At 40.4% G+C, this 17,382-nt stretch carries 18 protein-coding genes and 1 pseudogene; 3 read left to right on the top strand and 16 right to left on the bottom strand.

All coding sequences use genetic code 11. The features are described 5' to 3' along the window. Positions 1-79: 79 nt before the first annotated feature. From GQS55_RS07030 to GQS55_RS07005, 6 genes are all read right to left on the bottom strand, one after another. Positions 80-928, bottom strand: a complete 849-nt coding sequence (locus tag GQS55_RS07030) for a fumarylacetoacetate hydrolase family protein (RefSeq protein ID WP_159819222.1) — start codon at positions 926-928, stop codon at positions 80-82. A gap of 4 nt (positions 929-932) precedes the next feature. Next, on the bottom strand, positions 933-1,781 hold the full coding sequence (locus tag GQS55_RS07025; protein WP_159819220.1) for an alpha/beta hydrolase: 849 nt from the start codon (positions 1,779-1,781) through the stop codon (positions 933-935). A gap of 93 nt (positions 1,782-1,874) precedes the next feature. Then, positions 1,875-3,032 carry a CaiB/BaiF CoA transferase family protein gene (locus GQS55_RS07020; protein WP_159819218.1) on the bottom strand — a complete coding sequence of 386 codons (1,158 nt, stop codon included), beginning with the start codon at positions 3,030-3,032 and terminating at the stop codon, positions 1,875-1,877. Continuing rightward, a complete protein-coding gene (locus GQS55_RS07015; RefSeq protein ID WP_159819216.1) occupies positions 3,032-3,532 on the bottom strand; it encodes a MaoC family dehydratase in 501 nt (166 codons plus the stop codon). The genes GQS55_RS07020 and GQS55_RS07015 overlap by 1 nt, the downstream gene beginning before the upstream one ends. A gap of 2 nt (positions 3,533-3,534) precedes the next feature. Next, positions 3,535-4,416, bottom strand: coding sequence for an HpcH/HpaI aldolase/citrate lyase family protein (locus GQS55_RS07010; protein ID WP_159819214.1), 882 nt, complete (start codon positions 4,414-4,416; stop codon positions 3,535-3,537). Between the two features lie 34 nt (positions 4,417-4,450). After that, the gene (locus GQS55_RS07005; protein WP_159819212.1) at positions 4,451-5,560 is read right to left on the bottom strand and encodes a homogentisate 1,2-dioxygenase; all 1,110 of its coding nucleotides are present in this window, start codon (positions 5,558-5,560) and stop codon (positions 4,451-4,453) included. A gap of 325 nt (positions 5,561-5,885) precedes the next feature. On the opposite strand from GQS55_RS07005, the gene GQS55_RS07000 reads away from it, so the two are divergent. Beyond that, positions 5,886-6,419, top strand: a complete 534-nt coding sequence (locus GQS55_RS07000) for a nuclear transport factor 2 family protein (protein ID WP_159819210.1) — start codon at positions 5,886-5,888, stop codon at positions 6,417-6,419. Between the two features lie 38 nt (positions 6,420-6,457). On the opposite strand, the gene GQS55_RS06995 is transcribed toward GQS55_RS07000, so the two are convergent. After that, the gene (locus GQS55_RS06995) at positions 6,458-7,111 is read right to left on the bottom strand and encodes a TetR/AcrR family transcriptional regulator (protein WP_159819208.1); all 654 of its coding nucleotides are present in this window, start codon (positions 7,109-7,111) and stop codon (positions 6,458-6,460) included. 575 nt (positions 7,112-7,686) lie between these two features. Then, entirely contained in the window at positions 7,687-8,025 is a 339-nt protein-coding gene (locus tag GQS55_RS06990; protein WP_159819206.1) for a transposase, read from the bottom strand. Here GQS55_RS06990 and GQS55_RS20250 point away from each other — a divergent pair. After that, positions 7,970-8,122 carry a tyrosine-protein phosphatase gene (locus tag GQS55_RS20250; protein ID WP_159822624.1) on the top strand — a complete coding sequence of 51 codons (153 nt, stop codon included), beginning with the start codon at positions 7,970-7,972 and terminating at the stop codon, positions 8,120-8,122. The genes GQS55_RS06990 and GQS55_RS20250 overlap by 56 nt on opposite strands. Before the next feature lie 119 nt (positions 8,123-8,241). Here the strand turns inward: GQS55_RS20250 and GQS55_RS06980 are convergent, their stop codons facing one another. Both GQS55_RS06980 and GQS55_RS06975 read right to left on the bottom strand, forming a co-directional pair. After that, complete coding sequence (locus GQS55_RS06980; RefSeq protein WP_159819204.1) at positions 8,242-9,429, bottom strand: thiolase family protein; 1,188 nt, start codon at positions 9,427-9,429, stop codon at positions 8,242-8,244. Between the two features lie 383 nt (positions 9,430-9,812). Then, positions 9,813-10,490: a nitroreductase gene (locus GQS55_RS06975; protein ID WP_159819202.1), complete on the bottom strand. Its 678-nt coding sequence runs from the start codon at positions 10,488-10,490 to the stop codon at positions 9,813-9,815. A gap of 170 nt (positions 10,491-10,660) precedes the next feature. Between GQS55_RS06975 and GQS55_RS06970 the strand changes: the two genes are divergently transcribed. Further along, a complete protein-coding gene (locus tag GQS55_RS06970; protein ID WP_159819200.1) occupies positions 10,661-12,319 on the top strand; it encodes an AMP-binding protein in 1,659 nt (552 codons plus the stop codon). Positions 12,320-12,468: 149 nt separating this feature from the next. Here GQS55_RS06970 and GQS55_RS06965 read toward each other — a convergent pair whose 3' ends face one another. From GQS55_RS06965 to GQS55_RS06940, 6 genes and pseudogenes are all read right to left on the bottom strand, one after another. Next, positions 12,469-12,891: a PaaI family thioesterase gene (locus tag GQS55_RS06965; protein ID WP_159819198.1), complete on the bottom strand. Its 423-nt coding sequence runs from the start codon at positions 12,889-12,891 to the stop codon at positions 12,469-12,471. 50 nt (positions 12,892-12,941) lie between these two features. Further along, positions 12,942-13,364, bottom strand: a complete 423-nt coding sequence (locus GQS55_RS06960; protein WP_159819196.1) for a PaaI family thioesterase — start codon at positions 13,362-13,364, stop codon at positions 12,942-12,944. Positions 13,365-13,424: 60 nt separating this feature from the next. After that, positions 13,425-13,850, bottom strand: coding sequence for a PaaI family thioesterase (locus tag GQS55_RS06955; protein ID WP_159819194.1), 426 nt, complete (start codon positions 13,848-13,850; stop codon positions 13,425-13,427). Between the two features lie 61 nt (positions 13,851-13,911). Then, positions 13,912-14,334, bottom strand: coding sequence for a PaaI family thioesterase (locus tag GQS55_RS06950; RefSeq protein ID WP_159819192.1), 423 nt, complete (start codon positions 14,332-14,334; stop codon positions 13,912-13,914). A 64-nt stretch (positions 14,335-14,398) separates the two neighbouring features. Then, complete coding sequence (locus GQS55_RS06945) at positions 14,399-15,229, bottom strand: crotonase/enoyl-CoA hydratase family protein (RefSeq protein ID WP_159819190.1); 831 nt, start codon at positions 15,227-15,229, stop codon at positions 14,399-14,401. Between the two features lie 92 nt (positions 15,230-15,321). Then, positions 15,322-17,366: pseudogene (locus tag GQS55_RS06940) on the bottom strand (oxidoreductase). Between the last annotated feature and the right edge of the window lie 16 nt (positions 17,367-17,382).

Below are 17,382 nucleotides of genomic sequence, written 5' to 3'. Positions count from 1 at the left end.
ATAACTTTTCCAGTTGCCCAGTCTTCACCGTTCATTGTAATCTTCGCATTCACTATTGACGGCTCCTTTGATATCGGAACTACGCGTGTTCACTACCCACAACCATTTGAGATTGTGTGCCAAGTCCTTCAATCATTAACGACATCTGGTCACCTGGTTTCATGTAAACCTTCGGTTCCATACCAAGTACCACTCCTTGAGGAGTACCCGTTACGATCAAATCTCCTGGTAGTAATGTCATAAACCGGCTAATAAAGGCTATAATTTCAGGCACATTAAACAACATATCTTTGGTATTGGCTTTTTGGCGAACATCACCATTAACTGACAACTCTAAGTCCAAGCTGCCAACATCGTCAATTTCATCAGGTGTTACTAACCAAGGACCACAAGGACCAAAAGTATCGCAACTTTTACCTTTTACCCACTGACCTGTACCTTCCAATTGAAAAGCGCGTTCAGATACATCATTAAATATGCAAAAGCCACCGATATGCTCTGCAGCGTTATCAACCGAAACGTTTTTAGCTGCTTTGCCAATGACAACACCTAACTCAATTTCATAATCGAGCTTTTCACCACCAATGGGCATAACGACATTATCATTCGCGCCGCTAAGTGAACTTGTCGCTTTCATAAACAAAACGGGTTCTGCTGGCGCTTCCATACCCGATTCTTTCGCGTGATCATAGTAGTTAAGACCTACACAGATAATCTTGCCAACATTTGTTATACAAGCGCCATAGCGTTCTTCAGTTAACACGGGAAGTTGGCTTAGATCACAATTTTTCAACTGTGCTAGAGTCGTGCCAGAGAATATATCACCATCAACATCTTCTACTAGTGAACTAATATCACGAATTTTTCCGTTTGTATCAATCACACCAGCTTTTTCAGCGCCTAGCTTGCCTACTCTTACAAATTTCATATACTTATTTCACCTGTTCTCTGATCCATTTATCAACAATATCTATATATTCAGCTGTATGATAAAGCATTAATTGATGCGAGCCGTCTTTAATAGACACCAACGCTTTAGGACCCCCTATTGCGTTATAACAAGCTTTCATATAGTTAGCAGAGGTAAACTTGTCTGCTTCACCATAAGCTAAGTGAACAGGCTTAGTATTTTCAGCTGCGGAAATAGGCGGCTCGTAATTCCAATAGCTCACCATGCTGGCCATACCGTAAGTCCATGCACGTAATTCATCTTCTTGTTTCTTGGCTAAAATATTAGGATCATCCGACGCGTAGTTTTTGTTCCAATCCACAACTTCTGATAAATCTATTCTTTCACTATCGCCCACTTGAGCTGCATATTGTTTAATCGCATCAGATCTCAGTTTTATATAATGTGGATAAGCAGGATCGGTCTCTTTAGGCTCTACCTCGGTAAGAATAATATTCATACAGACTGCGCCACTAACCGCCTCTGAAAACGCTAAGGAGTGAAACGCTGCAGCACTTCCCTGACTTGAGCCCAATACATATACCGGTTTGCCAAATTTTTTCTGCATTGCTTTAGCTGCAACATCAATATCTTCTAACCATTCAACAAAACGCCAGTTACCTTTTTCGCCATCCCGACAACGTGCTAAACCATGTCCTGGAAGATCTAAAGAAACAATATTGACACCACGCTTAGCTAGTGGCTCACAAAAAACATCATAGGTGCCACCGTGACCACCAATTCCATGGACAATCAACAAGCTATAAGGCGCGTCACCTGTTGTCGCATATTCGTAGCCGTGTGCGGCTCCGGCTTGAAAATCAGTTCTCATTTTTACTCTCTCTCATTTGAGGTATTAAGTATTTGTTAGATCAAATTAACTAATATATTAGTTAATTTGATCTTTTATTTGCTAGCAAGGTAATTAGGTCTTTTTAAGAACCGAATCTGTATGCTCGCCCAAGCTAGGTAAATGACGTTCTTTATCCGCCGGCGCTAATGGAAAACGCACAAGTGGTAATTTTCCATGCTCTGAGCTTGTTTCAACGAACATATTGCGGGCCAATGCTTGTGGATGCTTTATGACATCAGCCATGGTATTAACATCACCGTAAGGAATGCCAACTTTATCAAGCTTCGCTTTCCACACATCGCTAGGTTGAGAAGCCATTACTTTCTCAACTGCTGCTTCTGCAACAGTACGATTTTCTCGTCGAGAAGCAATGCTCATCATGACAGGGTCTGTGAGCCATTCTGGTTTATCAATCACATCTTCACACAGGCGTTTCCAACTCTTATCATCAGCAACAACTAAAGAGACATAACGATCATCAGAAGCCAAATAAGGGCCATAAGGAACAATATACTGGTGTTTCATACCCGATAAAGGTGGCTCAGATCCGCTGTGCCATGCATGGTGAGGGAAATAACCCAGCCACGTCAGCGCAGAGTCGAACATTGAGATATCAAGGTAGGCGCCTTTGCCCGTCGTTTGCCGCTGATACAGTGACATCATAATCCCAGTGATTGCATTAGATCCTGCAATCAGATCTGTTATAGGTAAACCTACTTTTGCTGGTTGGTCGGGGTAACCATTGCTCAGCAATATTCCCGTTTCACCCTGCATCGTTAAATCGTAGGCTTTAACGTCACGATAAGGGCCATCTTGACCGTAACCGGACAAGCTGGCATAAATTAGCCCGGGCTGATCAGTAAAGTCATCTGGGCCAACCCCTAAACGGGCCGCTGCACCGGGACCTAAATTCTCAACAAAAATATCTGCATCGCTAATCAATTGACGAAGAACTTTACGCCCCTCCTCATTTTTAAGATCAAGTTCGACACTTTTTTTACCTGCATTCACCCAAACAAAACCGGTCGACAAGCCATGTACAGCTGAATCCCAGCCTCTGACCACATCGCCACTGCCAACCCGTTCGATTTTAATGACTTCAGCGCCCATTTCTGCTAAAACAAATGTGCAGTAAGGCATCGAAACGGCTTGCTCAAGAGCAACCACCGTGACACCTTTAAGCGGCTGACCTAGCGTTTTTCGGCTAGGTTTATCTTGAGCAGCGTTCATTAGACTATTTCAGGAAAAATAGACGTTGCTGGCGCAGCACCTTTCTTCCAAATCATGACTGAGCGAGCATAATCAATCACTATTTTTCCATGTTGATTGACGCCGCGAGTACAAACTTTTACTACACCTTGATTAGGGCGAGATTTACTTTCACGTACTTCAAGCACTTCAGTTTCAGCATAAATAGTATCACCAGGAAAAACAGGGTTAGGCAATTTAATATAATCCCAGCCCAGTGCAAAGCCGTGCTCGCTTACATCGATAACTGCTAAGCCAGCAACCACAGATAATGTCAACGCGCTGTTTACTAGCGGCTTACCAAATTCAGTTTGTTCGGCATAGTGCTCATTGAAATGCAGTTGATTCGTGTTGTTGGTGATCATCGTGAACTGAATATTGTCAGTCAGTGTGATGGTACGACCCAAACGACTACGGTAAATATCACCTAGCACGAAATCTTCAAAATAACGTCCAACCCAACCTTCTTTTATTTGACTCATAATTAACTCTCTCCAGCTTCTTCAAGAATGCGCTGTGCACGCATTAAAATAGGTAAATCTACTAATTGTCCGCCAAATGCTATTGACGCTTCGCCTTTCGCTTTACCTTCTTCAAAGGCAGCGACTAAACGTTTTGCATAGTCAATATCTTCAGGTCGAGGGGAAAATATTTCATTGATCATGTTAACCTGAGCAGGGTTAAACGTAGACTTCGACGTAAAACCAAGACGACGTCCTTGCCAAATATCTTTTAGGCACCCTTCATCATTACTTAAGTCTGGAAAAACACCATCAATTGACAGAACACCCGCTGCTGCTGCTGCGACGACAATCACATTTCGTGGATGAAGCATTTCTGCTGCTTCTGCAATCCGGTTAGCTCCAAGACCAACCTCAAGTGCGTAGTCTTCGCCACCAAAAATAAGACCGCAAACACGAGGATGTGCGGCAGCTATATTATGAGCGACTAATAAACTACGAGGACTTTCAATTGCAGCAACTACGCGTACAGTCCCAGGTGCCATACCGGCTTCTTTTTCGCGTTTTCCGATAGAGTCTATACCCGCAAGAAGTTCATCAACACTATTAACCTTAGTCATGCAGACACCTTCTATACCAGGGCGTATCACGGCTTTAAGGTCATCTTCAAACCAAGGGGTCGTTTGTGCATTCAGTCGAACGAACCGACGTGGCCCAGCCCAAGATTTATCAAGTGTAGCGGCAACCATTTCTCGTGCTTTTGGCTTTTCTTCCGGCAAAACACCGTCTTCTAAGTCAAAAAATGCTACGTCTAACGGTAAGCTTTCAGTTTTATCCAAAAAACGTTGCTTATTGCCTGGCACAAACATAAACGATCGTGCTTGTTCTAATTTTCTTTGTGACATTGTATACCTCATAGTATTTTAAAATTGGGTAGTATTATTTCGCACCCTTAGCAAGCATATCTAAAAATGCCTTAGACGGGGTCAGCCGTTTGAATGGGTCGATACTTACTGCTTCAAAATCACGTGATAGAGGTGCACCAGCTGCCTCTACTTGCTTTCTAAACCCTTCAAACATTGCTCTATCTTGAGCAAGAGGGCCATGTGTAACACCTTGCGGCAAGTGCCAAAAAGCATTAGCTTCAATGCCCGCAAAAAGATTTCGAATCAGCAAGACTTCTTCTGTGTCTACATTGCGGTGTCGACTAGGTAATTCTTCAGCTTCGACGTCTTGAACACCTGGCATAGGACGAAATGCGACACATAAAAAGCTAGCCGATTCAAAGATACACCATGATGAAGGGGCTATATGCATTTTGTCTGAATTGATGTTACGGATGTCATTTTCGTTCAAACGGAACGGGAATAGATCGCCTTTCCAGCCAATAAGATCAAATGGAAGGTCTTCATAAAACCAAGACGTAATTTCGTTACCGTGCTTTAGCTTTAACTCCCACTCATCTTGCTCAGGCCAGTTGTATGGAGTGGCTTCAGGAATATCTAACACACCAGAATCAAACGGCGTATGACGACCCAACATCGCATGTTCAGCGATGTTTATAGGCGCAATAGATTCTACTACCATTGCGAGTGTATCTGTCGATGGGAGTTGACGGTAACTAATGCTTTTAGGAATATATAGATAGTCGCCTTGATTATAATTTAGCGGACCAAACTCCGTAGCAAGAATACCACTGCCGTGCTGAATATAAATTAAGGTATCTGCGTCTACATTACGCAACAAAAACGGCATGTCAGTAGAGCGACGGCTTAACGAAATACTCACATCACTATTTGACAACATGACTGTAGGAAGGCCTGCCGTGTTATTTTCATCAGACTGTTCAAAATTTTTAAGTTCAGCGAGACCCAATGTAAGAGAGCCCTCAACACGCTTTGGTGCAACGGCTGGTCGCTCATGGTAAATCATGCTAGCCGGACCAAAAAAAGCCTCACGACTAATATGTTCTTCATTCATTTCACGAACACCTACACGTGCTTGACGCACGAAAGTTCCGCTTGACTTTTGAATCCAGGAATTTTTCAAGTTATTCTCCTAATCTATTAATATATGTCTTACATCTGAGCTAACATTATTGAACACCGAGGTGCTCCATGATTAAATTTTACCGATAAAAAAATATCATTAGCGAACACACCAAATATGCACTAGTGCACTTGAAGTGTCAAGCCTTTATAATTATGATGTGTTTCTCACGTAAACGATGAGTATAAATGCACTATTACATCCAGAATACGCACAAACAAGAAAACCAACAACTATACTAGTGTATAATAATTGTAAGAGTGGTAACGCTAAAAATATACAATGAAGAAAATAAAAAGACGACATATGTCAAGATAAGGTAAAAATGAGTAATATTAGACAAACAAAAAAACTAAATAATCAACGAATACACATGAGTGATTACGATGCTATCCGAAACCTCATTGCTAGCTATGGCCAAAGTATTGATTCACGCCCCCGTGACCCTGATTTTATTGCAAGTCACTATATTGATAACTGTTCTTTTACCGATAATGGTGTGACCTTAACTGGCCGAAAACAAATAAGATCTTTATTAGATGCAGCTAAAACCATGGATGCACAGCAGCCTGAATTGAGTGGTACTAGGCATCTACAAATGAATTCTCTGATTAATATTGACAACGATAAGGCGCTAGCCACTACCCAAGTTGTTGTTCTAGAGCTGAATGCGGAGCAAGGCTGGAGGATTCGTGGTTGTGGTATATATACTGATAATATTGAGCTAGATGGTGAAGGGGAATGGAAATTTAAATCGAAAGAAGTGACTTGGTTTACCAGCGCAGGTCCGGATCCTTTAAATCCGGCTCTAGCTGGCCTTTACAAAGATTTTTTTGAGAGCATAAAGTATGAAGGTTAATATATGTGAGAGAGTTAATCTCTCTTTTTAATGACCTATTAATCTATAATAATAGGATAGACTTCTTCCGCGACTTTGTTTATCAAAGACTCAGCTTTTCTTAGTGACTTCGCCATTGGTTGGTCTTGATGTTGGTCTTGATTTAGTACGTTATGATACCAGTCAATATTTGCCGTACGAATAATCAGTAGCGCATGTGCTGACATCACCGCTGCCCTTTCTGGCCTATGCTTACCTTTAAGTTTTTTCATCATCTTGGCAGCAAGTTTGCGCTCCCACTCTTCCCTTAAAGACAATTGACTTGATTTAGTAAATCCATATGCCATTTGGCGTTTTAAACGGCGAGCATACACCGGATTTATAAGTAAATTTTGATAAAGATTTTCTGCGGCCATTATCGCAGAAGTTACCGGAGGCTCATCATCGGGACGCAAATCATAAGCCTTTAGGTGTTCACTGATTGAAACAGAAAAATCAAGCAATATAACATCTGCCTTGCCCGTAAAATGATTAAAGAAAGTACGACGTGACACACCTGCTCTTTCGACAATTAAGTCTATGGTTGTTGCCTCATAGCCTCCGTCAAATCCTCCCAGTTCTTCGAACAACTCGTCAGCGGCTTCAATCATTTTTTGGCGAGCCTTTGATTTCCTTGATGTTGTTCTATCTAGTTCAATATTAGATTTAGTCATTTATTTAAGAGTCTTTAAGTAAAAGAGGCGTTACGCTTTAACCTCAACAATATATCATGATTATAACATAGAAATTTAGATGACAATAATCAAGTCTGTGCATAATTGCCTTAGTGCATTAACATAAGACTGCTATTAAATAAATACACAAAAACATTCAAATCATCTATGAGTAACAAAAGTAATTTTGATAACTGCGAACTCGACATCTCACGCATCGCTTTTTTATCTGCCTTACTCACCTCAGTAACAAGAAGCTGATGTCGATCTTAGCGCCTCGATTAACCAGTCAGCAGTAAGATCGCTTTGTACTGTTTTAATAACAATAACTCTGACATGAATAAGCTTGGTAGAAAGATACAAAACTTCCTATATCAGATTTAGACAAAAAATTAAAGCTCTCTACCACCACTTACCAGTGCTGTTTTACCACTAAGGGAAAAAGTGCATTAATTTCATTACATCACTCTGCAGTTACCTGCAGCTGCTAAAAAAGTTGTCTATTCAAATAAATTTGGCAGACTTGTCCAATCGGCTATACCAGGTAAAGTTACCTCAATAAAATAATTAATACTTCACCGGAAATCCTTTGTTGTGGCAAAATATTTATTATTTCTTACATACTCATTCATTACTTTCCAAAGCCGTTCTATTGGGTTCAAATTCGGGCTATATGCAGGTAAATAGTGAAGTGTGATACCTAATTCTTTCGCTTTATCAATCACGTCATGTGAGCGGTGATAACCAGCACCATCTAGTACTAGATTAATGACGCTTTTATTCCGATATTTTTCTTTAATATGAGAGAAAAAATCAATAATGGCTTCTCCATTGACGGTCTTTTCATATTGCTGAGTTATAGTATATTCTAAGTGTCCTAGCCTTATTGCACCAACAACATTTGATACTATCAATAAAGAGTATAAGTCCGTAGATAATTATTTAACTAAGGCTTTAGGCGTTACCCCCAATATGCGCAAAACTTTGCAGTCGCTTTACCTTCAAGGCTAATTAAACAAATGAGTATTAGCTGGTGTTAAAACAAAGTTATCCCTCTAAAATATCACATTAAAATACCTGTTCATTGAACAGGTATTTGGGGTTACTTTTCTAATATTCAATGACGTGGGTTACAGTATTTCTATTGCCACAGCAGTCGCTTCGCCACCACCAATACACAATGCCGCAACGCCACGTTTTTTACCTAAACGCTTAAGCGCATATATTAAGCTAATAATAATACGAGAACCTGATGAACCAACAGGATGACCTAACGCGCAAGCGCCACCATGAATGTTAACAAGCGTTGGATCAAGCTTAAGTTCTTGCGTGGCGATCATAGTAACGGCTGCAAAAGCTTCATTAATTTCCCACAAATCCACATCGTCAATTGACCAATTTGCCTTATCTAGCACTTTTTTGATCGCACCAATTGGTGCAATAACAAACTCGCTTGGCGCTAGTGCTTGGGTTGAATGACTTACAATGCGAGCTAATGGCGCTAAACCTTGCTCTATTGCAAGGCTTTCGCGCATTAACACAACAGCTGAAGCCCCATCTGAAATTGAACTGGCATTTGCTGCAGTTACCGTACCGTCTTTTTTAAATGCTGGGCGCAGCGTTGGAATTTTTGCAATATTAGCATTACCTGGTTGTTCATCAACACTAACAACCGTTTCACCTTTACGAGTAGTAATAGTAACAGGTGACATTTCCGCTTCAAACCAACCTTCTTTAATAGCTTGGTTAGCTCGACTTAATGATTCAATAGCAAATGCATCCATTGCCTCTCGAGTTAAGCCAAAATTGTCGGCGCAATCTTGGGTAAAAGATCCCATTAATTTACCGGTGTAAGCGTCTTCGAGGCCATCATAAAACATTGAGTCCAACACTTGACCATGTCCCATGCGTAAACCAGCACGACCTTTTGGCAGTAAATAAGGTGCCGCACTCATATTTTCCATGCCTCCTGCAACAATAATATCACTCGAACCTGCTTTGATTTGATCATGGCCATCCATAATGGCTTTCATGCCAGAGCCACACATTTTACTGATAGTGACACAGCCGGCAGAAAAAGGCAGACCTGCACCTAGTGAGGCTTGTCGAGCCGGAGCTTGTTTCATTGCTCCTGGCAATACACATCCCATAATAACTTGTTCAACGCTTTGCGGATCAATACCTGAATTGGCAACTGCAGCCTTAATAGCTGTAGCACCTAATTCAGGTGCAGGAACGTCACTCAGTGAGCCCATCATACCACCCATTGGCGTACGTGCTCCGCCTACGATAACGACTGAATCTTTATTATTAGACATTGTTATTACTCTCTTTAAATTTGCTCAATATTATTGAGTTTACAAAAAGCCGCTGCCTAAACAGTCGGCGTTAAATATCCGCTCACAAGTTAATATACCAATTGAAATAATCTTTTGTTTTTTCATTAGGGTCTGTTGATCTTTGGAGATTATTTTTACAGCTATTTGTTGGGTGTTTATAAAAGGCAGAGCCTTTGTCATGTGATTGTTCCACATAAAAAGGCGATTACGCCGTAAAAATGATCAACAGAGCCTACTTAAATTGGTATTAATTCAAAGTGGTATAATCATTTGCGTTAACACTTATTACACATAGCTTAATTTGGAGGCATCGCCATGACGGTGAACTTGTCTTAAGCTAAAATCTCTTTATTAACAGTTGACTAACTGACAAACTTCACACTCTGTTTTAAATCTGCTCGGTCCATTTTAACCTCATTAATTTTTGCTTCTTCATCCGCGTAGCCAAAAGAAAGACCGCAGATAATACCATGTCCCTCAGGTATGCCTGCTATTTCCTTGATTGGATCTGGAAAATTCGCCAGCGCTCCTTGCGCACAACTGTCCAGGCCATGCTCTACTAGTAACAACATCAATGATTGTAGATATATGCCCATATCAATGGCGTTCACCGGTCCCATTGTCGAGGGCATAGTCAAAAACCCCACATGCGGAGCACCAAAAAACTGCCAGTTCTTCGCCATCAACTCATTACGCCCCGCTTTATCTGCTCGCTCAACTCCCATCGTCTGGTAATAATCTGCTGCACATGCGTACTGTCGCTCTTTATATATGCCTTCTAGATTAGCATCACCAAGTGTAAATACTGGTGTAGGCGTCTTCCCCGAAATAAGCTCTGCCATTAATGCCTGCTCAAGTTTATCGCGAGCCTGACCTGAGACCACAGTAAGAAACCATGGCTGTGTATTACAATTTGACGGAGCAAGCTGCGCCGTTTCCAGAATTTTCTTTAATAAATCTTCAGCTACCGGCTCAGGCCTGAACCCACGGATAGTTCGTCGCTTACACATTGCTTCAGAAACCGTCATCGTTTTTGTCATTATAATTACTCACATCGATTAGTTTATCATTCTACTTAACTCATTTTCGCACAACACTTAAATTTTTCCACTCTTTTGTTTGTTTGTACTACAATAAAACAAATAATAGGGTTACTTATGATGAAATCTTGGTATATTTAGTTATAAATAATATTGAGAGCAGCTATCACATGAATCATAAAAGTGAATTACCCGAAGGTTTTAAAACGCCATTAGAAATGTTTTACCAGTGGGAAAAAATAAAACCTAACACAACATGGCTTAGTCAATATGAAGATGGACAATGGCGAGAGTATTCATGGAAGCAAGCTGGAGAAATGGCTCGCAAAATTGCTTCTGGGTTACAAGCACGAGGACTCAACCCAGATGATAAAATAGGCTTATATGCCGAAAACTCTGCCCGCTGGTTTATCACCGACTTAGCCATAATGATGGCAGGACTCGTAAGCGTACCTATCTATACGTCTATGCCTGAAGATAAAATTCGCTATATTGTAGATCATAGTGAAATGGCATTTTTATTTGTGGGCGACAACTGTGCTTTATCATTAGAACAAATAAAAGCTGCCTTTGGCAATAATATTGAGGTATGTGGGTTAGGCTGTAACAACAATGACTGGTCGCAATTACTCAATTCGACTTCCAAAGCTTTTGGTAATCCATTGCGTGATTGGAATGATTTGTGGACTATTTCGTATACCTCAGGCACCACAGGACAACCTAAAGGCGTAATGCACAGCTTTTCGACCATGCCTTCCTCTGTAATGGAAACAGCTAAATTAACCAGAACCAGTGAAAAAACACGTTTTTTTTCTTATCTACCTTTGGCGCATATGGCAGAGCGTTCCGCAATAGAACTGCACAGTTTTTACTGTGGTGGCATGGTAGGTTTCAACCGGAATAAAGATTCATTTATTGAAGACTTAATTTTAATACGACCGACTATTTTCTTTGCAGTACCACGTATTTGGGCCAATCTTAAAGCTGGCATTGTAGCAAAATTAGGCGAAGCGACTTGGCAACGCTGTACAAGTGATAAAATATTTGGAGCAGAAACAGGCAAACAAGTACTGGCATCTATGGGGCTTGATGCTGTTGAAATTGCATTAACCGGTAGCGCCCCCATTCCACGAGCAGATATTGAAGCTTGGCGTTGTTTAAGTATGCCGTTATGTGAAGGGTTTGGACAAACCGAATCCATGTCAGGTACATTTAACCGGGTTGATAATTATAAAGTAGGCAGTATAGGCCTGCCCATAACACCTTCTGCAGAAGTAAGTATTTCTGAACAAGGAGAATTATTATTACGCTCGGCTGGCAACATGCTTGGCTATTATCGTGATGAAGAAAAAACCCGTGAAACTATTATTGATGGTTGGATTCACACCGGCGATAAAGCCCGTATTGATGAAGATGGATTCGTATTCATTACAGGTCGAATAAAAGATATTTTCAAGACAGCCAAAGGAAAATACGTAGCTCCCACACCTATCGAAAATAACTTTGCGCACTTCTCAGGTATAGAACAATGCTGTCTTGTAGGTAGTGGCTTAGCGCAAACGGTGATGCTAGTAGTAATAACTGGCTGGGAGAATAATGATGATGAACTTAAACAGAAGTTGGCACACCATCTACAACAAACCAATAAACAATTAGAAGCCCACGAACGAATAAGCCATGTAATTATTTGCTTAGAGCCTTGGACGATAGAGAATGAATTACTAACCCATACACTGAAAATATTGCGTGATGATGTTGAAAAGTTCTACTTAGCTACAATTGAAAAAGCTATTACCAATCCCTTAGAAACGGTAATTTGGGAAACTTAAACTTGTTTTTACCTTCATCACGACTATGATTTTTTTCAATATTTATATTAAATATATTATCTTATCTGATTAGCGTGCCCATGGGTTTCCAGAGGCACGCTAAATAATTAAAGATAACAAAAAACAGAGTGAAAAATTTAACGGTAAGACTACTTAGGCATTCTTAATAGTTTTGCTACCGTACTCGCTGTTGCTGTTAACACATCATCTTCATTGAATATACGGCCTTCCATAAAAGCGATTTTATAACCTTTTTTTATCGCCCAGCCTTCAACACGTAATTTTCCAGCACGGGTAGGTTCCAGATAACTGGTTTTTATTTCAAGAGATGACATGCTTTTAATATCTTCATCTTGTAAAAATACAGCATTAGCCATAGCGGTATCTAGCATGGCAGTTACAAAGCCTCCCTGTACAACGTCTACAGAATGACAATAGTCTTTGCTAATATTAAATTCAAATGTACAAGCGTTTTTTTCGGTATCGAAATCAACTAACTTTCCACCAAGTAAACCTCTGAATGTGGGAGCCTGTCGATTTAATCTTTCAATTAATTGTTCTTTGTTTTCCATTAAAATACTTACCTTTATTGATAGGTTCTAGATATAATTGATGCTTTTATTTACTTAGCGGCTCTTGATAATTTACCTACCGAACTCGTTGTTGCTGTCAATACATTATCTTCGTTGTAAATATGGCCTTCCATAAAGGCTACTTTATAACCTGTTTTTACCGCCCAAGCTTCAACACGTAATTTTCCAGCACGGGTTGGCTCCAGATAACTGGTTTTTATTTCAAGGGATGAAATACCTGTAAGATTTTGATCTTGTAACAACACAGCATGACTCATAACAGTATCTAGCATGGCAGTAACAAATCCACCTTGTACAACATCAACGGAATGACAATAGTCTTTGCTAATATTGAATTCAAATGTACAAGATTTTTTTTCAGTATCTATGTCAACTAATTTTCCACCGAGTAAACCGACGAACGTTGGCAGCTGTCGATTTATCTTTTCAATTATTTGTTCTTTATTTTTCATTAAAATGATCCATTATTTATTATTTATTATTTATTATTTATAACTAATTGTGTATTGGCGTTATTGCTTAGTTGATATTTTTATTTTACCTACCGAGCTCGCTGTTGCTGTCAGTACATTATCTTCGTTGTAAATACGACCTTCCATAAAGATTATTGGATAATTGTTTTTTATCACACAGCCTTCAACACGTAATTTTCCAGCACGGGTTGGCTCTAGGTAATTAGTTTTTATTTCTAGCGATGACATGTGGGTCATATCAGGATGTGCCACTATCAAAGGTTGACTCATAGCAGTATCTAACATGGCAGTAATAAAGCCTCCCTGTACAACGTCTATAGAATGACAATAGTCTTTACTAATATTGTATTCATATGTACAAGCGTTTTTTTTAGTATCTATATCAACTAACTTCCCACCGAGAAAACAGGTGTACTTGGCAGCATGCCGATTAGATTTTTCAATTATTTGTTCTTTACTTTTCATGTAAATAGATACCTGTTTTCATAGCTTATACCAATTGAATATAGGCGTAATCAATGCTCTTTTATTTAGCTTTTCGTGAAACTTTGCATACCGAACTTACTGTTGCGCTCAACACATTGTCTTCATTGTAAATATGGCCTTCCAAAAAGACTATTTTATAGCCTTTTTTTACCACCCAGCCTTCAACACGTAATTTTCCAGCACGAGTTGGTTCCAGATAACTGGTTTTTATTTCTATCGCTAAAACATTAGTGATTTCTGAGTCGTTTACCCATACAGCATATCCTATAGCAGCATCGAGCATGGCCGTAACAAAGCCTCCTTGTACTACATCTATAGAATGGCAGTAATCTTTGCTAATATTGAATTCAAACGTACAAGCATGTCTTTCTGTGTCGAAATCAACCAATTTTCCACCGAGTAAACCGATAAATTTTGGACTCTGTTTATTTATCTGTTCAATAACGTGTTCTTTGCTTTTCATAAAAAAATCCGTATTCGTGTATGACACAACCATACATATGGTTGTGTCATACTGTAACTGTCTGTTATTTAAGCATTTCACCTTTGTAAAAAGTATCTTGCATTCGTGGTTTATAGTTACCTTTGGATTTGCTCATACCAGAACGGATCGCCTCCATCTGGTTCTCACTACCCATAAGTTTAGCATTAAGCGTTTCTTCCATAAGTAAACCTTCTTCACGACTACACTGCCAGCCTTCTTCAAATAACTGCTTGGCATACACCATAGCATCGGGGCTTAAAGCAACAATGCTTTCAGCCACTGCCATTGCCTTGGCAAACGGGTCATTAGCAACTTCAGTAGCAATACCATATTGCACCGCTTGTTCTCCATTAAACACTCGACCTGTAAACGTCAATTCTTTAGCTACATCAACACGACATAAATCCCGCAGAATCTGTGTTCCTGCCATGTCGGGGATCAAACCCCACTTACTTTCCATAATCGATAATTTAGTATTTTGATGTACGTAACGCATATCGGCTCCCAGCGCTATTTGCAATCCACCTCCAAAGCACACACCGTGAACGGCTGCAATAACCGGCACAGGGACTTCTTTCCAAACCCACGCCACTTGTTGATACATGTTAGGAGCCTTGCCTATTTCATCTGACCCCAACGCCAATACTTCAGGAGCATCTTCGGAAAAATTACTCAAATCAAGACCTGCACAGAACCCTGCCCCCTCTCCGTGAATCACCACAGCTTTTACCGCACGATTGTTCTTTAGTGACTCACCTGCGGCGGTAATAGCCTTGAACATGTCTTGGTCTATAGCATTCATTTTTTCAGAACGATTCAAGGTAACAACAGCAATACCGTTTTCTTTGATGTTTACTAACACTCTACTAGACATATTTTTCTCTTATTAATATTTTGACGTTTAAGGGCGAGCTGAATTTATATATTTCCTATCTTTTTACCAACGACACTCTTTGCTTAGTTTTATTAAACGGCAAGAGCACAACGTGTTGCCTGATCAATAGCGCGTTTAGCATCCAGCTCAGAAGCTACATCGGCACCACCAATAAGTGATACTTTTTTACCGCTTGCTTTAATACTGTTGTACAACTCTCGTAACGGGTTTTGTCCTGCGCATAGTATTACTGTATCGACGTCTAATATTTGCGCTTCGCCATTAACTATTATATGTAAGCCTTCATCATTTATTTTTTTATATTCAACACCCGCGACCATTTTAACACCGCGTTTTTTTATCTGAATACGATGTGTCCAACCTGTTGTTTTACCCAAACCTCGACCAACACTGGTTGTTTTTCTTTGCAATAAATAAACTTCTCTACCAGAAGTAGGAATTTTTTCGTCTCGACACCGGCGATACCTCCTCGAGGGTGCTCAGAAAAATCAATTCCCCATTCTTGCGCGAACGTTTCTCGTGTCAACTCAACACCAGGTTTATGCATAATATATTCACAAACATCAAAACCAATACCACCCGCACCAATAACAGCGACTTTTTGTCCAACGGGTTTCTTATCCAGTAAACAATCCAAATATGAAATGACTTTAGGGTGATCAACTCCTTCTATATCCGGTACCCTTGGAGTAACACCCGTTGCTAGTACAACTTCATCAAAACCACCCTCAATTAATTCTTTATCAGATACTCTTTGATTAAGCTTTAAGTTCACACCGGTAACTTCTATTTGTTTTGCAAAATATCGTAAGGTTTCACCAAACTCTTCTTTTCCGGGGATCCGTTTGGCAATATTAAATTGACCGCCAATTTTGTCACTTGATTCAAACAATGTTACTTCATGGCCTCGTTCAGCCGCTGTGGTTGAGTAAGCTATACCTGCTGGACCTGCACCTACTACGGCTATTTTCTTTTTCTGTGCTGCCGAGGTTTTGACCATAATGGTTTCATTACAGGCATAAGGATTCACTAAACAAGTGGCCTGCTTACCACTAAAAACATGATCCATACATGCTGGATTACAGGCTATGCAGGTATTAATTTCATCTTCACGCCCTTCAGCGGCTTTATTTACCAACTCTGGGTCGGCCAGCATGGGTCTTGCCATGGAACATATATCAGCATCTCCCTCTCGCAACACTTGCTCAGCTACTTCAGGCATATTGATTCGATTACTGGTAATCATGGGGATATCTAAATGCTTTTTGAGCCTACCGGTTACCTTAGTAAAGGCTGCACGAGGAACCATGGTTGCTAAGGTAGGAACCCGCGCTTCATGCCACGTAAAATGGGTACTGATTATATCAACCCCTATTTTTTGCATTGCTTTGGCAAGCATTAAGGTTTCATCAAAAGTGCTCCCCTGTTCAAGCATCTCCATAGCGGCTAAGCGATAAACTACAATAAAATCTTTGCCTACCGCTTTGCGAACAGCTGTCATGACCTCCAATGGAAAACGCATTCTGTTTTCATAAGAGCCACCGTATTGATCATCACGTTTGTTGGTAAAGTCCAATAAAAAAGTACTTAATAAATAGCCCGCCGAGCCAATCACTTCTACGCCATCGTAACCCGCTTCTTTAGCAAGCCGCGCCGAATTTGCAAAGTCTGCAATATGCTCTTCAATATCCGCTAGTGTCATTGCCTTCGGGGCACAAGGGCTGATAGGCGCTTGAATGGATGAAGGTGCAACACCGCCTTCGTGATTAACATAACGACCGGCGTGTAATATTTGCATACAAATCTTGCAATCAGGTGCGGCTTTATGAACGGCTTCTGTCACCATTCTATGTTGTAAAGCATCTGCTTTAGTTTGCATTTTTGCTAATCCCACAAATGGATTACCGGCATCGTTAGGCGCTATACCACCTGTAATAATCATGCCTACACCACCGCGAGCTCGCGTAGCATAATATTCTGCCAATCGCCCAAAGCCGCCTTCAGCCTCTTCCAAAGAGGTATGCATAGACCCCATTAAGGCGCGGTTCTTAAGTTGTGTATGTCCTAAATCTAAGGGCGAAAATAAATGAGGATAAGTATCTGTTGCATAGCTCATGGTTAATCTCTTCTCT

Origin of the sequence: Colwellia sp. 20A7 (genome assembly GCF_009832865.1) — a bacterium.
GTDB lineage: Bacteria > Pseudomonadota > Gammaproteobacteria > Enterobacterales > Alteromonadaceae > Colwellia.
The sequence above is the reverse complement of the archived record's forward strand: the minus strand, read 5'-3'. Positions and strand labels throughout refer to the sequence as shown.

Coding starts and splice junctions, on each gene's coding strand:
- GQS55_RS07030 (WP_159819222.1), bottom strand. CDS start 928: ATGAAATTTGTAAGAGTAGGCAAGCTAGGCGCTGAAAAAGCTGGTGTG.
- GQS55_RS07025 (WP_159819220.1), bottom strand. CDS start 1,781: ATGAGAACTGATTTTCAAGCCGGAGCCGCACACGGCTACGAATATGCG.
- GQS55_RS07020 (WP_159819218.1), bottom strand. CDS start 3,032: ATGAACGCTGCTCAAGATAAACCTAGCCGAAAAACGCTAGGTCAGCCG.
- GQS55_RS07015 (WP_159819216.1), bottom strand. CDS start 3,532: ATGAGTCAAATAAAAGAAGGTTGGGTTGGACGTTATTTTGAAGATTTC.
- GQS55_RS07010 (WP_159819214.1), bottom strand. CDS start 4,416: ATGTCACAAAGAAAATTAGAACAAGCACGATCGTTTATGTTTGTGCCA.
- GQS55_RS07000 (WP_159819210.1), top strand. CDS start 5,886: ATGAGTAATATTAGACAAACAAAAAAACTAAATAATCAACGAATACAC.
- GQS55_RS06995 (WP_159819208.1), bottom strand. CDS start 7,111: ATGACTAAATCTAATATTGAACTAGATAGAACAACATCAAGGAAATCA.
- GQS55_RS06980 (WP_159819204.1), bottom strand. CDS start 9,429: ATGTCTAATAATAAAGATTCAGTCGTTATCGTAGGCGGAGCACGTACG.
- GQS55_RS06975 (WP_159819202.1), bottom strand. CDS start 10,490: ATGACAAAAACGATGACGGTTTCTGAAGCAATGTGTAAGCGACGAACT.
- GQS55_RS06970 (WP_159819200.1), top strand. CDS start 10,661: ATGAATCATAAAAGTGAATTACCCGAAGGTTTTAAAACGCCATTAGAA.
- GQS55_RS06965 (WP_159819198.1), bottom strand. CDS start 12,891: ATGGAAAACAAAGAACAATTAATTGAAAGATTAAATCGACAGGCTCCC.
- GQS55_RS06960 (WP_159819196.1), bottom strand. CDS start 13,364: ATGAAAAATAAAGAACAAATAATTGAAAAGATAAATCGACAGCTGCCA.
- GQS55_RS06955 (WP_159819194.1), bottom strand. CDS start 13,850: ATGAAAAGTAAAGAACAAATAATTGAAAAATCTAATCGGCATGCTGCC.
- GQS55_RS06950 (WP_159819192.1), bottom strand. CDS start 14,334: ATGAAAAGCAAAGAACACGTTATTGAACAGATAAATAAACAGAGTCCA.
- GQS55_RS06945 (WP_159819190.1), bottom strand. CDS start 15,229: ATGTCTAGTAGAGTGTTAGTAAACATCAAAGAAAACGGTATTGCTGTT.